Origin of the sequence: Acinetobacter sp. FDAARGOS_559, from assembly GCF_003940475.1 — a bacterium.
GTDB lineage: Bacteria > Pseudomonadota > Gammaproteobacteria > Pseudomonadales > Moraxellaceae > Acinetobacter > Acinetobacter baumannii.
The window spans coordinates 4,006,412-4,025,479 of record NZ_RKJG01000005.1 but is presented as its reverse complement, the minus strand read 5'-3'; the positions used below and the strand labels follow the sequence as shown (position 1 = coordinate 4,025,479).

The following is a 19,068-nucleotide window of genomic DNA, read 5'->3' as shown; positions in this document are numbered from 1 at the left end:
AAATCATTTTATGAATCTGTATTCACTTTTTCAAAAAATCATTGTATGGTAATTATCAAATACCCACAAAATATTTTATGGACAACAAATATAACCAATAGGATGAAAATATCATGAACCTACGCAGCTTGAATTTCGGTCTAGATGAAACTTTAATTGCGCTTCAAGATTCGGTAGCCGCATTTTGTGCAAAGGAAATTGCACCAATTGCCCAACAAGTTGATCAAGACAACAAATTCCCTGCACATCTCTGGAAAAAATTCGGAGATATGGGCCTTTTAGGTATGACGGTTTCTGAAGAATATGGCGGTGCCAATATGGGTTATTTAGCCCATATTATTGCCATGCAAGAAATTTCCCGTGCTTCGGCAGCCATTGGTCTTTCTTATGGTGCTCATTCTAATTTATGTGTAAACCAAATTAACCGTAACGGTAACGAGCAGCAGAAACAAAAGTATTTACCCAAATTGATTTCTGGTGAATATGTTGGTGCCCTTGCCATGTCTGAGCCGAATGCCGGTTCCGATGTTGTCAGTATGAAATTACGCGCCGAGCAAAAAGGTGATCACTTTGTTTTAAACGGTTCAAAAATGTGGATTACTAACGGCGGTGATGCAGATGTACTGGTCGTTTACACTAAAACTGATCCACAAGCTGGCCCTAAAGGCATGACCGCATTCTTGATTGAAAAAGGCATGAAAGGCTTTAGTCACGGCAACCACTTAGACAAACTCGGTATGCGCGGCTCTAACACTTACCCCCTATTCTTTGACAATGTAGAAGTCCCTGCTGAAAACGTACTCGGTGGTGTTGGTAACGGGGTTAAAGTACTCATGAGTGGTTTGGACTATGAACGAGCAGTTTTAAGTGCCGGACCTTTAGGCATTATGGATGCTTGCTTAGATGTCGTTATTCCTTACTTACATCAGCGTGAACAGTTTGGTCAGGCTTTAGGTGAATTCCAGCTTATGCAAGGCAAACTTGCCGATATGTATTCAACTTGGTTGGCATGTAAAGCTCTCGTTTATGCTGTTGGTGCTGCCTGCGACAAAGCTGACCATGACCGCAGCCTACGCAAAGATGCCGCAAGTGCCATTTTATATGCTGCTGAAAAAGCAACATGGATGGCGGGTGAAGCAATTCAAACTTTAGGTGGCAACGGTTATATCAATGAATTCCCTGCTGGGCGTTTATGGCGCGATGCCAAACTTTATGAAATTGGCGCGGGAACTTCTGAAATTCGCCGCATGCTGATTGGCCGCGAACTTTTCAATGAAACCAAATAATAATTATAAATAAGGACGCATCTTATGAACCAATTACAAAGCAAGATTAATGTTCGAAGCGAAGACTTCAAAACAAACCAGCAAGCCATGCAAACATTGGTCACAGATCTCAAACAAGTTGCCCAGCGTATTGCTTTAGGCGGTGGTGAAAATGCCCGTCAGAAACATTTGTCTCGAGGTAAGCTTTTACCCCGTGAACGTATTGATCAACTGATTGATGTCGGCACGGCATTTTTAGAAATTGGTCAGTTGGCAGCGTACAACGTTTATGAAGATGATGTTCCTGCTGCGGGTGTGATTGCAGGTATTGGTCAAGTCAACGGCATCACTTGCATGATCGTTGCTAACGATGCAACGGTTAAAGGTGGAACGTATTACCCACTTACGGTTAAAAAGCATTTACGCGCACAAGAAATTGCTGAACAAAATCACTTGCCTTGTATTTATTTAGTAGATTCAGGCGGTGCCTATTTACCAATGCAAGATGAGGTTTTCCCAGACCGCGATCACTTCGGGCGTATTTTCTATAATCAGGCACGCATGTCGAGTCTTGGTATTGCCCAAATTGCTGTGGTAATGGGTAGCTGTACCGCAGGTGGTGCCTATGTACCAGCCATGTCTGATGAAACGATTATTGTCCGTAATCAAGGTACGATTTTCTTAGGTGGTCCTCCTCTGGTAAAAGCTGCAACTGGCGAAGTGGTAAGCAGTGAAGATTTAGGCGGTGGCGATGTACACACACGTCTTTCAGGTGTAGCTGACCACTTAGCTGAAAATGATGAACATGCCATTGCGATTGCACGAAACATTGTTGCTAACTTAAATAAAAAGCCAAATGAGTTAAATAAGCAAATTGATGAACCATTATTTGATGCATCGGAACTCTATGGCGTGGTGCCAAGTGATGCGCGTAAACCTTTCGATGTGCGTGAAGTCATTGCACGTATTGTAGACGGCTCTCGTTTTGACGAGTTTAAAGCCCGCTTTGGCTCAACACTTGTAACGGGTTTCGCTTCTCTCTACGGCATGCCAGTCGGGATTATTGCCAATAACGGAATTTTATTTTCCGAGTCTGCTCAAAAAGGCGCGCACTTTATTGAACTGTGCACACAGCGCAATATTCCATTGTTATTTATACAAAACATCACTGGCTTTATGGTTGGTCGCCAGTATGAAAATGAAGGAATTGCCAAACACGGCGCTAAACTGGTGATGGCAGTTGCCACTGCAAATGTACCTAAACTCACCCTGATTATTGGTGGTTCATTTGGTGCAGGTAACTACGGTATGTGTGGCCGCGCTTATTCACCACGCTTTTTATGGACATGGCCAAACTCTCGTATTTCAGTGATGGGCGGCGAACAAGCAGCGAGCGTACTTTCGACTTTAAAACGAGATCAAATTGAGCAAAAAGGTGCCGAGTGGTCAGCGCAAGAAGAAGACGAATTTAAACAACCAATTCGTGAACAATACGAGCGCCAAGGCCATCCATACTATGCTTCTGCCCGCCTTTGGGACGACGGTGTAATTGATCCAGCTCAAACTCGTCATGTACTTGGTTTAAGTCTTGCAGCTGCCATGAACGCTCCAATCCAGCCAACCAAATTTGGCGTGTTCCGCATGTAAGAGGTGTATATGAGCTATCAATTTTTACAACTCGAACAACAAGGTCAGGTTGCCTATGTATGGCTGAACCGCCCTGAATTGCACAATGCTTTTAATACGACAGTCATTGAAGAATTGCATACTTGCTTTAAGCAAATTAATACTCGTGATGACATTCGTGTTGTGGTCTTAGCTGGTCGCGGTAAAAGCTTTTCGGCAGGCGCCGACCTCAACTGGATGAAACAGGCAGGTCAAGCATCTTCGGCTGAAAATGAAGCAGATGCATTAAAACTTGCCCAAATGTTAGATGCACTTGCAACACTTAAACAACCGACTATTGCCCGCGTGCATGGCATTGCCTTTGGTGGTGGTATGGGCTTGGCATCGGCATGTGATATTTGTATTGCCAGTACTGATGCCAAGTTTGCAACCTCTGAAGTTCGTTTAGGCCTTGCTCCATCTACCATTAGTCCTTATGTGATTCGTGCGATTGGTGCAAGACAAGCTTCCCGTTACTTCTTAACTGCCGAGCGGATTTCAGCACGTGAAGCCAAACAAATTGGTTTAGCACACGAAGTAGCAGATGCTGAAGACTTAGATAAAAAAGTTCAAGAAATTATTGATGCTCTATTACTCGGTGGCCCGCACGCTCAAGCGGCTTCAAAACAACTCATTCAAATGGTGAGCAACCAGACCATGAGCAATGACTTGCTGCAACAGACAGCACATCATATTGCTCAAGTTCGTCAAGGCAGTGAGGCAAAAGAAGGTCTAAGTGCCTTTTTAAATAAACAACAGCCTGCTTGGGTTTCTAACTCGAATAACAACAATTAAGGACGATCATCATGTTTGAAAAGATTTTAATTGCGAACCGTGGCGAGATTGCCTGCCGCGTAATTCGTACAGCTAAAAAATTAGGTATTAGAACGGTTGCCGTTTACTCAGATGCAGACGCAAATGCACAACACGTCAAACTTGCAGATGAAGCGGTTTATATTGGTCAGTCCCCTGCAACACAAAGTTATTTACAGGTTGACCGTATTATTCAAGCTGCCATTGATACAGGCAGCCAAGCGGTTCATCCGGGCTATGGCTTCCTTTCTGAAAACGACCAGTTCGCACTCGCTTGCCAACAACACAACATTTGCTTTATTGGCCCGCCAGTGGATGCCATTTTAGCGATGGGCTTAAAAGCAACCTCTAAAGCTTTAATGGAAAAAGCTGGTGTCCCTTTAACACCGGGTTATCACGGAACCAACCAAGATGCGGACTTTTTAAAGCAACAGGCAGACCGAATTGGCTATCCTGTTTTAATTAAAGCCAGTGCTGGCGGCGGTGGTAAAGGCATGAGTCTAGTTGAACGCAGTGAAGATTTTCTGCATACCTTAGCCTCTTGTAAACGTGAGGCCAAATCGAGTTTTGGTAATGATGATGTCTTGATTGAGCGTTATGTGATTCAACCGCGCCATATTGAAGTGCAAGTGTTTGGCGATACACATGGCAACTACGTACATTTGTTTGAACGCGACTGTTCAGTACAACGCCGCCACCAAAAAGTGCTAGAAGAAGCCCCTGCTCCACAAATGCCAAGCGAAAAGCTCGATGCAATGCGCCAAGCTGCAATTGATGCTGCACGAGCGGTAAATTATGTTGGTGCAGGTACGGTCGAGTTTATTGTGGAACAAGACGGTACGGCGTATTTCATGGAAATGAATACCCGTCTACAAGTCGAGCATCCTGTTACTGAAATGATTACAGGTGAAGACTTGGTCGAGTGGCAACTTCGTGTGGCTTATGGCGAACCTTTGCCTAAACTACAAAACGAATTGCAGATTCATGGACATGCGCTTGAAGCACGGATCTACGCAGAAGAACCTGAAAAAGGCTTTTTACCTGCAATCGGTAAAATTGACTATTTGCGCTACCCAACTCAAAACCAATATGTGCGTGTAGATAGCGGTATTGTTGAAGGCGATGAAATCACGACCTATTACGACCCAATGATTGCCAAACTCATCGTATGGGGTAAAAACCGTGAAGCTGCACTTATTCAAATGCAAAATGCTTTAAGCCAATTCCATGTCGATGGTTTAGGCAACAATATTGCCTTTCTGGAAAAGATTGTTCGTAGCGAATCGTTTAAACAAGCCAAGCTTGGTACCAACCTGATTCAACGTGAACAAAACTTCTTGTTTAGCCCTGAAGAGATCAAACCGGAACTGGTGGTAGCAGCGGCATTTATTGAGTTTTTAAGCCAACTTAATAACAACAGTTCAAGCCAAAAACAGCTTTGGCAGGCTCAACCGCTTTGGCGTTTAAATATTGCCTATCAGCACAGTATTAAACTGAACTATTTAAACCAAAATATTCAAATTAAATTTGCCTCAAATGAAGATGGCTTCACCGCAGAATATAATGGGCAAAGCTACCCAATTTCAGGTCAATTGATTGATGCACATACTGTTTCTGTTCAAATTAGTGGAACTCAGCAAAAGCTACCTTTTAACCAAAGTCAGCAAGGCATTACCTTGTTCCAAAATGGTCAAAGCTATAAGTTTGCTTATATCCGCCAAGACTTTAATCAGGCAGATAGCCAAGCCGATGAAGGTCACTTAAAAGCCCCAATGCCGGGTGTGGTCACTCAAGTGCTAGTCAGTGCAAATCATAGCGTGAAGAAAGACGATATTTTAATGACGCTTGAAGCCATGAAAATGGAATATACCATCCGCGCCCCTAAAGATGGCGTGATTGTAGACTCCTACTTCCAAGTCGGTGATCAGGTCAAAGCTGGCGATGAGCTTGTGGAATTTCAGCCTGCTCAGGAGGAAGTTGCATGAGTGAGTTTGTCAAAATCGTGGAGGTCGGTCCCAGAGACGGCCTCCAAAATGAAAAGCAGGCTTTAACTGTCGAACAACGCTTAAACTTTATTAATGACCTAATCAGTGCGGGCTTAAAATCCATTGAAGTCGGTTCATGCGTTTCAGCAAAATGGGTACCGCAAATGGCTCAAAGTGACGAGCTATTTAAGTTATTACCCCAAACAACCGATGTGCAATTTAGTCTGCTCACTCCCAATATTAAAGGTTTTGAAACTGCTCAAGCGGTCGGATGCAAAGAGGTTGCCGTGTTTACCGCAGCTTCTGAAAGTTTTACCCGTAAAAATATTAACTGTACAATCGACGAAAGCTTTGAAAAGTTTAGCGATGTCATGAACGCAGCAAAAGCACATAACATCCGTGTACGCGGCTATGTCTCTTGTATTGTCGATTGTCCCTATGAAGGCGCAATTGCACCTGAGCAAGTGGTAAAAGTGGTTAAACGACTCTATGACATGGGCTGCTATGAAGTGTCTTTAGGTGAAACCATTGGTACCGCAACACCAAATCGTGTTCAAAAGGTATGGCAAGCCTGCCTTGCTGAACTCGATAGCAAGGTATTAGCCGGGCATTTCCATAACACCTATGGCATGGCGATTGCCAATATTTATCAGTCTTTACAACAAGGTATTCGTGTTTTTGATTCGTCTCTTGCAGGACTTGGGGGTTGCCCTTATGCCAAAGGCGCCTCAGGTAATGTATCAACTGAAGATTTGTTTTATTTGCTATCACACATGGGCTTTGAAACTGGTATTGATTTAGAAAAACTGATGCAAGCCAGCCAAAATATTAGCAACGTATTAAACCGAAAAAGCTTGTCGAATTATGCAAATGCGTATTGGCAAACCAAGTGTGCATAGTCATAAATTAAAATAGCTCAGCATCTGGTATAAAGCTGAATATTAGGCAAAGTACCAGATCATCCTATCTCATCTTTATCTCATTCTGTTCAGGAATTGGGACTCAATTCCTCATGCAATTTTTTTAAAATTTACCGTTCATCTCTGTATTAAATGCCTCTTTAAAAAGAAGCATTTTCTACCCTATTTTATTCTAATCCGTATTATTCTTCATCCTTTTTCAATTGTAATCCTTAAAAAATTTAACTCATTATTTATAAAAATAAGATGCATCCATTTCAATTCTTGGAGAAATATATTCTTCTACCCAATCCAACCATGCGCGTGTTTTGGCATCAATAAAATGGCGTGAAGGTAATAAGGTATAAACCCCAATATCAGGCGAACGCCACTCTGGCAAGATATGACATAATCTTCCATTTTGAACCGCGTCTAAAGCCGAAAACATCGGCAATAATGCGACACCCATATCCTGTTGTACCACATCTAACAATAACTCAGGGTTATCTGCAATGAGTTGCCCCCCAATGTCGATTTGATAAGATTCACCATTGGCATTTAACAAATGCCAATCTGGTGTAATAGACGGGTTTACCAAGCGTAAACAGGCATGATTTTTTAAGTCTTCTGGAGACTTAGGAACGCCATGTTTTTCTAGGTACGCAGGTGAAGCACATAAAACAGAAAAAATAGTGCCAATTCTGCGTGCAACAAAACGAGAGTCTGTTAATGATTCAGTGAGATAAAGACTGACATCCACCCCTTTTGCTAACAGGTCCGGAACGTATTGTGAGGTCGTATATTCCACGGTTAATTCGGGATAATGCTTACAAAACTCGGCCATGACAGGGAAAACATAATGATGCCCAAAGCTTCCCATACTTAATACACGTAAACGACCTTTTGGTTTAGAGGCCGTTCCGGTGACTTCTGCCTCTGCTTCATCCACCATTGAAATAACTTGCCGACAACGCTCTGCATAAGTTGCACCAATATCAGTCAGTGCCTGCTGGCGCGTTGAGCGTTGTATTAATTTTGTACCTAAGCGTGTTTCTAGCTCGCTGATAAGACGTGAAACCTGTGCTGTGGTCAGATCCATCTGCTCAGCTGCTGCTGTGAAACTCCCGCTATCAATCACTTTCAGGAATGCATGCATTGCATGCAAAAGTCCACCATCGAGATTTTTGCGCATAACGTAAATATCTTTTCCTAAATTACGGATTGTTGCACCAGTTTAGATCAACCACAATGACTAAATGTACATACATTGGCACTAATTCTTTTTTAAGAAGAGGAACCGATCTTTTTTATTTCGTATGTCACTTGCTCCAAATATTCAACTGGATGTTGAAAAAAGAAAGTAGTCCGAGCTACTAAAAATTCTAAGGAGATATAAATGAATATAGCTACAAAAGTCACTCCAAATATTATTGCAACAAAGGATGTGTCACTTGAAGATAAATATGTAAGTGATAACGGTACAGCATTTATGACCGGCATTCAGGCACTTGTTCGCTTGCCTCTTGCCCAAACTCGCCGTGACGCGATCAATGGTTATCATACTGCTGGTTTTATTTCTGGTTATCGTGGTTCCCCTATTGGTAACTATGATAATTTCCTTTGGCAAGTTGAAGGATTACTTAAATCCCATAATGTCGTATTTCAACCTGGTGTAAACGAAGACTTGGCTGCTACCGCAATCTGGGGTACACAACAAGCAAATCTTTCAGGTCAAGGCAAATATGATGGAGTGTCTTCATGGTGGTATGGTAAAGGCCCGGGTGTTGACCGTTCAGGCGATGTACTCCGCCATGCTAACTTAGCTGGTACCTCTGAACGTGGTGGTGTCGTTGCTTTATTTGGTGATGACCACTCATGTAAATCTTCTACAGTTCCCCACCAGTCTGAGCATGTCATGATTGGTTGCGGTATTCCAATTTTCTACCCAACATCCGTTCAACAAATTTTAGACTTTGGTGTTCACGCCATCGCAGTTTCACGTTTTTCTGGTCTTTGGACTTCCATGAAGCTGGTCAGTGAAATTGTAGAAACTTCCGCTTCAGTTCATGTCGACTTAGACCGTGTCACTCCTGTTATACCAGAAGATGTTAATTTCCCAGAGGGTGGCGTCAATATTCGTTGGCCAGATCATGGCATCCAACAAGAAGAACGTCTTTATAAATATCGCTTACCAGCTGTTTTGGCCTATGCCCGTGCGAATAAAATCAATACCGTAACATGGCCTTGTGAAAATGCCCGTATTGGTATTGCTGCAAGTGGTAAAGGTTATTTAGATACCATTGAAGCCCTACGTATTTTAGGAATTGAAGATGAAACAGCCCAACAGCTTGGGCTACGTGTTTATCAAGTTGGTCTAATCTGGCCTTTAGAACCACAAGGTATTCGTGAATTCGCCAAAGGTTTAGAAGAGTTGATCGTTATTGAAGAAAAACGTCCAATTCTTGAAACACAAATTAAAGATGAGCTTTACTCACTTCCTGATGACCAACGTCCTCGTGTCATTGGTAAAGCAACTGACGGCAAAGGTGAATGGAGTACCTCTATTGAAGAAGCACCGCTCATTGGTCACTATGAGTACCAGCCTGAACCGATTGCAAAAATGCTGGCTGCTCGCTTCTTAAAACTAGATATTCCAGAAAGCTTAAAAGTACAAATTCAAAGCAGAATCGACCTCCTACTAAAAGCAGAGCAAGAATCAAAACGTGTTATTGACCTTGCTGAACGTAAACCTTATTTCTGCAGTGGTTGCCCACATAACTCATCAACCGTCGTTCCTGAAGGTAGCCGTGCATTAGGTGGGATTGGTTGCCACTATATTGCTGTTTCGCTTGACCGTGGTACGGAAACATTCTCTCAAATGGGTGGTGAAGGTGTAAGCTGGGTCGGTGCATCGCCTTTTACCAATGAAAAACACATTTTTGCTAACCTTGGTGATGGGACTTACTTCCACTCAGGTTACTTGGCAATTCGTCAGTCTATTGCTGCAAAAACCAATATCACCTATAAAATCCTCTACAACGACGCAGTCGCTATGACAGGCGGTCAGCATGTAGATGGTCATTTGAGCGTTGCACAATTAACTCGTCAGCTCGATGCCGAAGGTATTAAAAAACAAGTCATTGTGACTGATGAAATCAAACTGTTAAATGAAGAAGACGGTATTGCGCCAGGTGTAGAAATTCGCCACCGTAATGAACTTGACGCAGTTCAACGTGAGCTGCGTGAAATTTCAGGTGTAACTGCTTTAATTTATGTACAAACCTGTGCCAGTGAAAAACGCCGTCGCCGTAAACGCGATGCTTACCCTGACCCAGCTGAACGTTTATTCATTAATACCGATATTTGCGAAGGCTGTGGCGACTGTTCTAAAAAATCAAACTGTTTATCTATTGAGCCAGTAGAAACAGCTTTAGGCACTAAACGTCAAATTAACCAAAGTAGTTGTAATAAGGACTTCACTTGTGCTGAAGGGTTCTGCCCAAGCTTTGTGACTGTTCATACACGTGATATGAAACGTCCTGCTAAATTTGAAGGTATTAGCGCAGGATGGCCAACGTCCCCAATTATTCCTCAGTTATATGATGTTCCAAGTCGCATTATGGTCGGTGGTATTGGTGGTACGGGTGTTGTGACTATCGGTGCACTTCTTGGTATGGCAGCTCACTTAGAAGGCAAAGCAACACGTGTTATGGATATGGCAGGTCTTGCGCAAAAAGGTGGTACGGTTTATTCATACGTACAACTTGCAGCAAGTGATGAGCAAATTTCTTCAACCAAAATTCCAGCAGGTCAATGTGAATTACTCATTGGTGCAGATGCGGTAGTTGCTGGTAGTGGTGCAGCCCTTTCGCGCTTAAAAGAAGATGCTCTAGTCATTGTGAATGAAGACAGCACTCCTACTTCTGAGTTTATTAAATCTCGTGACTGGTATGCGCCTATTACCGATTTAATTGATCGTCTTCGTGGTCGTGTTCGTCAAGGTCAACTAGTTTCTCTACCAGCGGCTCGCATTGCCACACTACTCTTAGGTGATTCAATTTATACCAACCAGTTATTACTCGGTATGGCATGGCAATCTGGTCGCATTCCGCTATTACGTGAAAGCATTGAAAAAGCAATTCGCCTAAATGGTACGGCAGTTGAAAAGAACATCGAAGCTTTCCGCGTGGGTTGTCATCTTGCAAGTGACCCGACTTTAGCTGCTCGTTTACTTGCAGCAATGCCAAAAACTAAAACTCCGCAAACTTTGGCTGAACTTGTTGAAGACCGTTCTGCTCGTCTAACAGACTACTGGAATGAAGCTTATGCAGCTAAATACCGCACACTTGTAGAATTGGCAGCTAAAAAGTTACCAGAAGAGTTAACAGGTACGATTGCAACTCAGCTTTATAGAGTTATGGCTTATAAAGATGAATATGAAGTTGCACGTCTACTAACAGGTAAAAGCTTCAAAGAATCGATCGAAACCCAATTCGGTAAAGGCTTACGTTTAACGTATCATCTTGCTCCGCCAGCATTACTTGGTGGCCTGAAAAATGTCCGTAAACGTGCGTTTGGTTACTGGATGCGCTTCCCAATGATGATGCTTGCTCGTTTACAATGGCTTCGTGAAACTTTCCTTGACCCATTTGCACGTCAAGAAGAACGTCAACACGAACAAGCTTGGCGTGACCGTTACATCGCATTTGTTGAAGCACTTGTTGAAGCACCAGACAATCATAACTTGGCAGTTGCTGAACAAATTGCAAAACTACCGGCAGAAGTCCGCGGTTATGGACATATCAAAATGAAAGCAATGGACGCTGCAAAACAACGTTGGGATGAACTTACCCCAACACTACTAAAAGTCCGTAACTAAAAATTAAATCTCAAAATAAAAAAGTCATCCTTAGGGATGACTTTTTTATTGACTTAAAAAGTTATTTAGTCATTTTACGTAAAGTCAAAATCTGCTCGCTTCGTCCAAATGGACCATATACATCATGTAAAACTGCACTGGTTAAACCAATGCCATCCGTACCATATTGCTGAACGGTTTCCAAACCTAGCCATTTCCCTTGCGGATAACGGTGCATGTGGATTTGTAAATCAAGATTTGGAAAGCCCCAAGTAAATTCTCCTTCTTGTCTTGGTACAATGCCGTTTGCCGCATCTACCATGCCAATTAAATGCGCAAAATCTGTGGTCGGCTGCCCTTCAACCATTTCTTTGTCATTGTTTAGCCACACAATGCCTTTGCCCGCGCGGTGCTGATCATTAGTTTTAGTGACTAATGTCTGGATAAAACCACCCGGCCATCTTTTCATGCCCGTCCATTCGGTAAAGGTATCGGGATGATGAATTGGTTGATCTTCAAGCCCCGCAATCTCGGAACTGTCTTGAGTGCACATGCGCCATGCTCTAGCCACAATACAAGTTTTACCTTGTGCTTGTAGTTCTGCTTCAATCAATTCAATCGTTTTACCGGCACGAATCACATGGGTCTTAATCGTAAATTCACCAAATGCAATTAATCCAAAAATATCAAAACTAATTCGGCCAATTCGCATATCTTGTCGCGGTGAAAACTGTTCTAACTCTACTGCGATCACGCCACTTGCAGGCGCCATATGCTGTTCATGAGGGTTCCAAGCACCTTGCGCATGAACAGTTGAGCAATAATGAGCAATCACTTCACCTTGAGGACCAATTGTTCTATTCAGTAATTGATAATAAGCATTCATGATTTTCTTTCCTTAGTCCTTATACAACTTCAATATTTGATGAAAATTCACGTTTTAATGCTTATGTTAACCCTCTATTTCATTGGCTCAACTGGTTTTTCCTACCAAAAACTGATGAGTCTAAAATTACAAATTTAATCACTAGGTAAAATTTCGCATGTCAATTTCACCCAGCGATTCTAGAACTTACCATTCACTAAAATGCAAAAGCATCTTGATCGAGCTCCATCACAGATTCAGCTCCAGACTCAATAGAAGCGGCATGGCTCTGTGTACGATTTAAAAGTTTTTGATAGAAAAACTTAGCAGTCGTTAATTTTGCTTTATAAAAAGCTTCCTCTTGTGTACCCGATTCTAATTTTTCATGGGCAACTTGTGCCATTCGAGCCCACAAATACGCGAACACAACGTAACTGGAAAAATAAAGATAATCTACTGAAGCGGCTCCTATTTCTTCAGGGTTGTGCTTGGCTTTCTCTGCAATCAATTTGGTCAGTGACAGCCATTGCTGCTTAAGCTCAGCTAATTTTTCTAGATAAGGTTTCAGCACTTCATTGGATTGGTGCTGGCTAATAAACTGATCAATTAAATCAGTCATGTTCTTTAAAAGTTTGCCTTCCGACTTGAGGACTTTACGTGCCAGCAGATCTAGAGACTGAATCTCTGTTGTTCCTTCATACAAGGTTGAGATACGTGCATCACGTACAATTTGCTCCATACCATGCTCAACAATAAAGCCGTGGCCGCCAAATACTTGAACGCCATGCTTTGCAGACTCATTACCCGACTCTGTTAAAAAGGCCTTAGCAATTGGCGTTAAAAAAGCCAGTAATTCGTCGGAGTGTTTTTGCTGTTCCTGATCGTTTGAGCTTTCGACAATATCGACATGCTGAGCCAGAAAATAAGCCAGCGCACGACCACCTTCGGAAAAAGCTTTTTGTGTCATTAACATTGAACGTACAGCGGGATGCACAATAATTGGATCGGCATTTTTGTCAGGATATTTAGGACCAGATAACGAACGCATAGCAAGGCGCTCTTTGGCATAACTTAATGCACCTTGAAATGAAATTTCAGAAGCAGCAAGCCCTTGTACAGCTGTTCCAATACGTGCGGTATTCATGAAGGTAAACATACAATTAAGCCCGCGATTTTCCGGACCAATCAAATAACCTTTGGCGCCATCAAAATTAAGTACACAGGTGGCATTGCCATGAATCCCCATTTTATGTTCAATCGCGCTACAAACGACTTTATTACGGTCCAGCGCCTGACCGTCGTCACTCACATTAAATTTAGGCACAATAAATAAAGAAATGCCTTTAGTCCCTGCAGGTGCCTGAGGCAAACGGGCTAAAACAATATGAATAATATTTTCAGAAAGATCATGCTCACCCGCCGAGATAAAAATCTTTTCACCTGTAATGGAGTAGCTACCGTCCGGATTTGGCTCTGCTTTTGTTCTAATTAATCCAAGGTCCGAACCCGCATGTGATTCGGTTAAACACATCGTTCCAGTCCAAGCCCCACTAATAAGTTTAGTCAAAAACTTTTGTTTTTGTTGCTCAGTCCCATGATGCTCAATTGTTCTCATTGCGCCATGAGACAATCCCGGATACATTGCCCAAGCCCAATTAGAACCACATAACATTTCAGAAATCGCAATCCGCAGCAATGTCGGCAAGCCCTGCCCACCATATTCCGGATCGGCGGTTAATGAAGTAAACCCAAGCTCGGCATATTTTTGGTAGGCTTCTTTAAAACCTTTCGGCGTTGTGACTACGCCTTGATTTAAATGACAGCCTTCCTGATCACCATTTTGATTTATGGGCGCCAATTCATTTTCACAAAAATCTGCTGCTGCCTCTAAATATTGATCAATTAATTCTCGATTTACGCTTTCCTGATATTTGCTTAAACCTTGATAGTTTTGTTCTGTTTGAAGCATTTCATGCAGTACAAATTGCATATCACGTAATGGAGCTTTGTATAAAGGCATAGTTTTTTCCTTTCACTTCACTGCCTATGTCATGGGCAGATATCGTTTTTCCTTAAAATGGACTTTTATTGTTTCAATCTCACCAAAATATCAAAAAATTTCTTATAGCAAAATATATTTTCACTAATTTAATAAAATTATCCTAACTTAGCTATAGAGATAAAATATAAACATATGTTTTTAAATACAAATATAAGATAAAAATTAATTAGTCTTGTTTAACTAGAATAAATTTTTATTTTGTATTGCAAAATTTTATTCCGTAAAAAATCAATTTATAGTATGGTGATTAGACTGCTTAATCATGCAAGGACGATTTATGGAAAGCCCGAAATACACAGGTCTTGAGTTTTTAACCGCTTTAAAAAATGGTGAAGTTTCTCCATCACCTATGGCTCACACCATACCGATGGAACTCGTTGAAGTTTCCGAAGGTAAAGCAACTTATAAAGTTACTCCTCGCAAAGAACATAGAAATATACAAGGCGGTGTACACGGCGGCTTTTGTGCCACAGCTTTAGATACGGCGACAGGCAGTGCGGCCCATACCCTACTTGAACATGGTGTTGGCTATGGAACCATTGATTTAAATGTAAAAATGATCCGCCCCATGCAGGTTGATACGTCTTACTATGCGACGGCCGAGTTGATCAATGCGGGCCGCAATATTATTAGTACCCAAGGTAAAATCGTAGATGAGAACGGCAAAGTGTATGCTTTTGCTTCGGCAACCTTAATGATTATTCGCAAATAATAAAATATCTAAGCTCCTATTTATGGAGCTTTTTCTTGCTTTGCAATTTTGTTCATTTCATAAAAATCTAAGCGATCAATCAAGAAACTTAACATTGCCATCGCTAAACCTAAGGCTGCACATGCTTCCCATCCCCAGTGTTTCCAAGCATACACCGCAATAAAAGAACCTAAGGCGGCTCCGCCAAAATATAAGGTCATATAAATTGAATTAATACGGGAACGAGCCTCGGCCGAGATTCGGTAGACCAAATTTTGGTTAAGCACATGAAATGCTGACAACCCAAAGTACGCCATGATCACACCAACAGCGTAGGCCACCAAAGACTGCTGAGCAAAAAATAGGGGTATCCATGCACTCATTAATAACCCCATGCAAATCACTGCAATTTTATTTTCAAGACCTGCTGCAATTTTCTTACCTGCCCAAGGAGTCGCAAATACGCCAGCCAAGCCCACAATTCCAAATAAACCAATCTGGAAATCGTTAAAGTGATAAGGCTCATTCGCCAAAATAAAAGTCATGGTGGTAAAAATGAGGGCCAAAATTCCAAAGCCAATTCCCCCTGCAAGACCACGGCGTAGTAAATGAGGCTGATGAACAGCTAATGAAAATAGTGAACCATAAATCTGTAGAATATTAAGTTGGTGAGACTTACGCGCAACTGGTAACTTTACCCACATTACCCAAGCAAACACTAAAATGACAATTCCGCTAATTAAATAAACCGCATGCCAAGACCAGACTGTAGAAAGTAAGCCTGCAATAGAGCGTGCCAATAATATTCCCAAGAACAAACCACTCATGAGAGTGCCTACAACTTGAGGGCTTTTTTTCGGGCTGGCTAAACCTGCGGCAAAAGGAACCAAAACTTGAGTCGCAATTGAAAAGAATGTGGCTAAAAAAGTAAAGCCATATAAAGCTGGCAAGGTTTGACTTAAGGATAACCCTACTTGTGCAAGCCCCGTACAGCACATGAGCAAACAAATATAACTACGCTTTTCAAAAAAGTCGCCTAAGGGAACCAATATAAAAAGGCCAACTGCATATGACAGTTGGCTAATCACAATAGTTAAAGCGACTTGGTCGGCATTAACTTTTAATGCTTCAGCAATCGAATAGATTAAGGGCTGGTTATAATAGTTTGAACCCGCACAAATTCCACATGTCATTGCCATGATAAAAATAAAGCTTTTTGACAGTATATTTTCTGCATTGGGCTCAACTATTTTTTCCATTTTTAACTACGCCCTATTTTAAAATTTATACATCGAAACAAAGTTTACACGTGATACATCAGCGGTTCTGCCGTCAAACACTTCTCGTTTGCCTTGGTGATATTCCATCCCAATATCCATTTGCTCAATCGGTGAATAAAAGACGTTAGCTGCGTAGTCCGTTAAACGTTTATTGGCATCTGGGTTGAGTTTGGCATAAGCCGTGTCATCATCATAATCAAACATTGAAGCCGATAAGTTTGCACGCCATTGCTCATTAAATTTATATGAATAACCAATATTGATGCTATTCAACTTATTCATAACCAAATCTGTTTTGTCTTCGCTTAAAGAAAAATCACCCGCGGCATTTAAATTTGTTGAATTTGCCAAACCACTTTGGGTTGTGTACGGCATAAATTTTTGATCACCAACAATATATTGATAATTTGCTTGTACTGATTGTTGTGGCGTGAGTTGATATTTTAAACCGCCTCCAGCACCCCAGCTTACTTTCTTCACCGTGGCAGTTGCGACATCTGTGGATTTTTCATTAATAAAGCCTTGAGCAAGTGCTGTTAAAGGACCTTGTTTAAAGGTATAGCGACCCGTTAAAGTTGGAAATGCCGAGACTCTCGAACCTGTATATTCCAAAGCTACTTTTAAATCATTATTGGCATCAATTTTCCAGTCATAACGAATTTGAGGAGTACGTGTATAAGAAGTCCCCACAAATTGGGTGTAATCGACAGCTTCTGTACGGGTTTCCATGTTAGACATGAGTGACCATGTTTGACCAAAAGTCCAGTCTTTATAGGTAAAAAATGCATGACGGATACGGAATTTACCATCCCCCGTTCCCATGTTAGAGCTATCAAAGAAATCGGCTTCGATATTCCCTGTAACCGCTTTATTTGGGCTATTAAAATAAACGCCTAATCGGCTTGCATTAATCATGGCATCAGAGCGTGCATGGTTTGAACGTTTTTCACTTTCAAAAGGTGTTCGGTACAGGCTGCTGGTCGTTCTACCACCCGAATCAGGCGATGATTTAAAATCCACCGCTGCATCAATACGGGCAATACCGTAAACCTTAACGTTATCCGTCCAAGTGACCCATGAAGGAGCAACAGGCTTTTCTGTTACCGTTGCTTTAGTTTTTTCAATGTTCTCTTCAATCTTAACCTGTTTGACCTGTAAATTATTTTGAGTTTGTTTCTGAGCAGCAAGTTCTGCTTTTAATTTTTGCAGCTCAGTTTCTAGCAAATTAATTCTTTGTTCTGTCGTATCTGAAGAATTTGCAAAAATAGTCCCTGAAGCCGCAGCACAAGCTGCAGCTAAAATTAATTTTTTCATCTTTTAATCCTTAAAGAAGCGTTTTTCCGTGTGTATTTAGGCTACACGTGCATCGATTAGTTCACAGTCAGTGACTGCCTGTAATTCATCAAAAGTTAAGCCGTCTACCATTTCCTTGACGTAAGCTTTTTGGTCTTTGAGTTCAATAATGCATAAATCGGTATAAATACGGTTTACACACTGCTCACCCGTTATTGGATAGCTCAGTTCTTTTACAATTTTGGGCTCACCTTTTTTAGTGACATGCTCCATATAGACATAAATCGTTTTTGCACCAACTGCCAAATCCATAGCACCGCCAACTGCCGGCACATCATCTGCTTTACCAGTATGCCAGTTTGCCAAGTCTCCATTTACCGCAACTTGGAATGCACCGATCACACAAATGTCCAAATGGCCGCCACGCATAATGTCAAATGAGTCGCCATGATGCATAAAGCATCCGCCGTCTAACAAAGTAACAAGTTCTTTTCCGGCATTAACCAAATCTTGATCTTCCTCACCAGGTTGTGGCGGCGGCCCAAAAGCTAAAACCCCATTTTCCGAATGTAAAAAGATTTCTTTGTCTTTTGGCAAAAATTTAGCAACGTTGGTGGGTAAGCCAATGCCTAAATTGACATAAGAACCTTCGGGAATGTCATTGGCAATGAGCTTGGCAATATCTTCACGAGAACGCTTTTGAACTGACATTAGATATCTCCTACTTTTACAACGTGCTGAACAAAAATTCCTGGTGTAATAATGCACTCAGGGTCAAGCGTTCCTAGCTCTACGGTGTCATTCACTTGAACAATCGTGGTCTTGGCGGCTTTTGCCATAATTGGGCCAAAATTGCGGGCCGCTTTGCGGTAAGTTAAATTGCCCCAGCGGTCAGCTTTATCGGCATAAATCAGTGCAAAATCAGCTTCAAGTGGGTATTCAAGCACATAGTTTTTACCGTTAATGGTTCGGGTCTCTTTACCCTCGGCAACTTTAGTGCCATAACCCGTCGGAGTAAAAATAGCCCCGAGGCCAGCTCCTGCGGCCTGAATACGACAAGCCAAATTACCTTGTGGAACCAGTTCTAACTCAATTTTTCCCGCTCTATATAAGTCTTGAAAAACGGTTGATCCAGCAGATTTCGGAAATGAACAAATCATTTTTTTAACACAACCGGCAATAATCAGATTTGTTAAACCACGATCACCAGAGGCCGCATTGTTATTTACAATGGTGAGTTCTTTTTTTCCTAAATCGATTAAGGCTTCAATTAATTCAGCAGGTTGCCCCGTCACACCAAACCCGCCTGTCATGATGGTTGCCCCATCAGGAATAGCTTTTAAAATCGGTTCAATGTCACTGGTGATTTTATTTATCATCTCACTTGTCCCT

General features: G+C 41.8%; 14 protein-coding genes. 7 read left to right on the top strand and 7 right to left on the bottom strand.

Annotation, left to right across the window (positions count from 1 at the left end; genetic code table 11):
- Positions 1–113 precede the first annotated feature (113 nt).
- From EGS71_RS20935 to EGS71_RS20915, 5 genes are read left to right on the top strand one after another with little or no spacing between them, the layout of a single operon-like run.
- The gene (locus EGS71_RS20935; RefSeq protein ID WP_001053642.1) at positions 114–1,286 is read left to right on the top strand and encodes an isovaleryl-CoA dehydrogenase; all 1,173 of its coding nucleotides are present in this window, start codon (positions 114–116) and stop codon (positions 1,284–1,286) included.
- A gap of 24 nt (positions 1,287–1,310) precedes the next feature.
- Positions 1,311–2,912 (top strand): carboxyl transferase domain-containing protein, encoded by a 1,602-nt coding sequence (locus EGS71_RS20930; protein WP_001072772.1) that lies wholly within the window; start codon positions 1,311–1,313, stop codon positions 2,910–2,912.
- A 9-nt stretch (positions 2,913–2,921) separates the two neighbouring features.
- Complete coding sequence (locus EGS71_RS20925) at positions 2,922–3,725, top strand: enoyl-CoA hydratase/isomerase family protein (RefSeq protein WP_000121724.1); 804 nt, start codon at positions 2,922–2,924, stop codon at positions 3,723–3,725.
- Between the two features lie 11 nt (positions 3,726–3,736).
- Positions 3,737–5,728, top strand: coding sequence for an acetyl/propionyl/methylcrotonyl-CoA carboxylase subunit alpha (locus tag EGS71_RS20920; RefSeq protein ID WP_002009162.1), 1,992 nt, complete (start codon positions 3,737–3,739; stop codon positions 5,726–5,728).
- On the top strand, positions 5,725–6,627 hold the full coding sequence (locus EGS71_RS20915; protein WP_002009208.1) for a hydroxymethylglutaryl-CoA lyase: 903 nt from the start codon (positions 5,725–5,727) through the stop codon (positions 6,625–6,627). Before EGS71_RS20920 ends, EGS71_RS20915 begins: the two co-directional genes overlap by 4 nt.
- Before the next feature lie 250 nt (positions 6,628–6,877).
- Here the strand turns inward: EGS71_RS20915 and EGS71_RS20910 are convergent, their stop codons facing one another.
- A complete protein-coding gene (locus EGS71_RS20910) occupies positions 6,878–7,819 on the bottom strand; it encodes a LysR family transcriptional regulator (protein ID WP_001230727.1) in 942 nt (313 codons plus the stop codon).
- A 204-nt stretch (positions 7,820–8,023) separates the two neighbouring features.
- On the opposite strand from EGS71_RS20910, the gene EGS71_RS20905 reads away from it, so the two are divergent.
- Complete coding sequence (locus tag EGS71_RS20905) at positions 8,024–11,506, top strand: indolepyruvate ferredoxin oxidoreductase family protein (RefSeq protein ID WP_001017554.1); 3,483 nt, start codon at positions 8,024–8,026, stop codon at positions 11,504–11,506.
- A gap of 61 nt (positions 11,507–11,567) precedes the next feature.
- Here the strand turns inward: EGS71_RS20905 and EGS71_RS20900 are convergent, their stop codons facing one another.
- Together EGS71_RS20900 and EGS71_RS20895 are read right to left on the bottom strand one after the other, a co-directional pair.
- Positions 11,568–12,371 (bottom strand): thioesterase family protein, encoded by an 804-nt coding sequence (locus EGS71_RS20900; RefSeq protein WP_000995512.1) that lies wholly within the window; start codon positions 12,369–12,371, stop codon positions 11,568–11,570.
- A 196-nt stretch (positions 12,372–12,567) separates the two neighbouring features.
- Positions 12,568–14,370: an acyl-CoA dehydrogenase C-terminal domain-containing protein gene (locus EGS71_RS20895; RefSeq protein WP_001131932.1), complete on the bottom strand. Its 1,803-nt coding sequence runs from the start codon at positions 14,368–14,370 to the stop codon at positions 12,568–12,570.
- 304 nt (positions 14,371–14,674) lie between these two features.
- On the opposite strand from EGS71_RS20895, the gene EGS71_RS20890 reads away from it, so the two are divergent.
- A complete protein-coding gene (locus EGS71_RS20890; RefSeq protein ID WP_001984007.1) occupies positions 14,675–15,124 on the top strand; it encodes a PaaI family thioesterase in 450 nt (149 codons plus the stop codon).
- 20 nt (positions 15,125–15,144) lie between these two features.
- Here the strand turns inward: EGS71_RS20890 and EGS71_RS20885 are convergent, their stop codons facing one another.
- From EGS71_RS20885 to EGS71_RS20870, 4 genes are read right to left on the bottom strand one after another with little or no spacing between them, the layout of a single operon-like run.
- Positions 15,145–16,362 (bottom strand): MFS transporter, encoded by a 1,218-nt coding sequence (locus EGS71_RS20885; RefSeq protein ID WP_000411825.1) that lies wholly within the window; start codon positions 16,360–16,362, stop codon positions 15,145–15,147.
- A gap of 18 nt (positions 16,363–16,380) precedes the next feature.
- Positions 16,381–17,697: an outer membrane trimeric porin-like protein DcaP gene (dcaP, locus tag EGS71_RS20880; RefSeq protein WP_000733487.1), complete on the bottom strand. Its 1,317-nt coding sequence runs from the start codon at positions 17,695–17,697 to the stop codon at positions 16,381–16,383.
- A 36-nt stretch (positions 17,698–17,733) separates the two neighbouring features.
- A complete protein-coding gene (locus EGS71_RS20875) occupies positions 17,734–18,387 on the bottom strand; it encodes a 3-oxoacid CoA-transferase subunit B (RefSeq protein WP_000116039.1) in 654 nt (217 codons plus the stop codon).
- Complete coding sequence (locus tag EGS71_RS20870) at positions 18,387–19,055, bottom strand: 3-oxoacid CoA-transferase subunit A (RefSeq protein ID WP_000608703.1); 669 nt, start codon at positions 19,053–19,055, stop codon at positions 18,387–18,389. The genes EGS71_RS20875 and EGS71_RS20870 overlap by 1 nt, the downstream gene beginning before the upstream one ends.
- Positions 19,056–19,068: the final 13 nt, after the last annotated feature.

Coding starts and splice junctions, on each gene's coding strand:
- EGS71_RS20925 (WP_000121724.1), top strand. CDS start 2,922: ATGAGCTATCAATTTTTACAACTCGAACAACAAGGTCAGGTTGCCTAT.
- EGS71_RS20930 (WP_001072772.1), top strand. CDS start 1,311: ATGAACCAATTACAAAGCAAGATTAATGTTCGAAGCGAAGACTTCAAA.
- dcaP (WP_000733487.1), bottom strand. CDS start 17,697: ATGAAAAAATTAATTTTAGCTGCAGCTTGTGCTGCGGCTTCAGGGACT.
- EGS71_RS20870 (WP_000608703.1), bottom strand. CDS start 19,055: ATGATAAATAAAATCACCAGTGACATTGAACCGATTTTAAAAGCTATT.
- EGS71_RS20915 (WP_002009208.1), top strand. CDS start 5,725: ATGAGTGAGTTTGTCAAAATCGTGGAGGTCGGTCCCAGAGACGGCCTC.
- EGS71_RS20935 (WP_001053642.1), top strand. CDS start 114: ATGAACCTACGCAGCTTGAATTTCGGTCTAGATGAAACTTTAATTGCG.
- EGS71_RS20905 (WP_001017554.1), top strand. CDS start 8,024: ATGAATATAGCTACAAAAGTCACTCCAAATATTATTGCAACAAAGGAT.
- EGS71_RS20885 (WP_000411825.1), bottom strand. CDS start 16,362: ATGGAAAAAATAGTTGAGCCCAATGCAGAAAATATACTGTCAAAAAGC.
- EGS71_RS20910 (WP_001230727.1), bottom strand. CDS start 7,819: ATGCGCAAAAATCTCGATGGTGGACTTTTGCATGCAATGCATGCATTC.
- EGS71_RS20920 (WP_002009162.1), top strand. CDS start 3,737: ATGTTTGAAAAGATTTTAATTGCGAACCGTGGCGAGATTGCCTGCCGC.
- EGS71_RS20900 (WP_000995512.1), bottom strand. CDS start 12,371: ATGAATGCTTATTATCAATTACTGAATAGAACAATTGGTCCTCAAGGT.
- EGS71_RS20890 (WP_001984007.1), top strand. CDS start 14,675: ATGCAAGGACGATTTATGGAAAGCCCGAAATACACAGGTCTTGAGTTT.
- EGS71_RS20875 (WP_000116039.1), bottom strand. CDS start 18,387: ATGTCAGTTCAAAAGCGTTCTCGTGAAGATATTGCCAAGCTCATTGCC.
- EGS71_RS20895 (WP_001131932.1), bottom strand. CDS start 14,370: ATGCCTTTATACAAAGCTCCATTACGTGATATGCAATTTGTACTGCAT.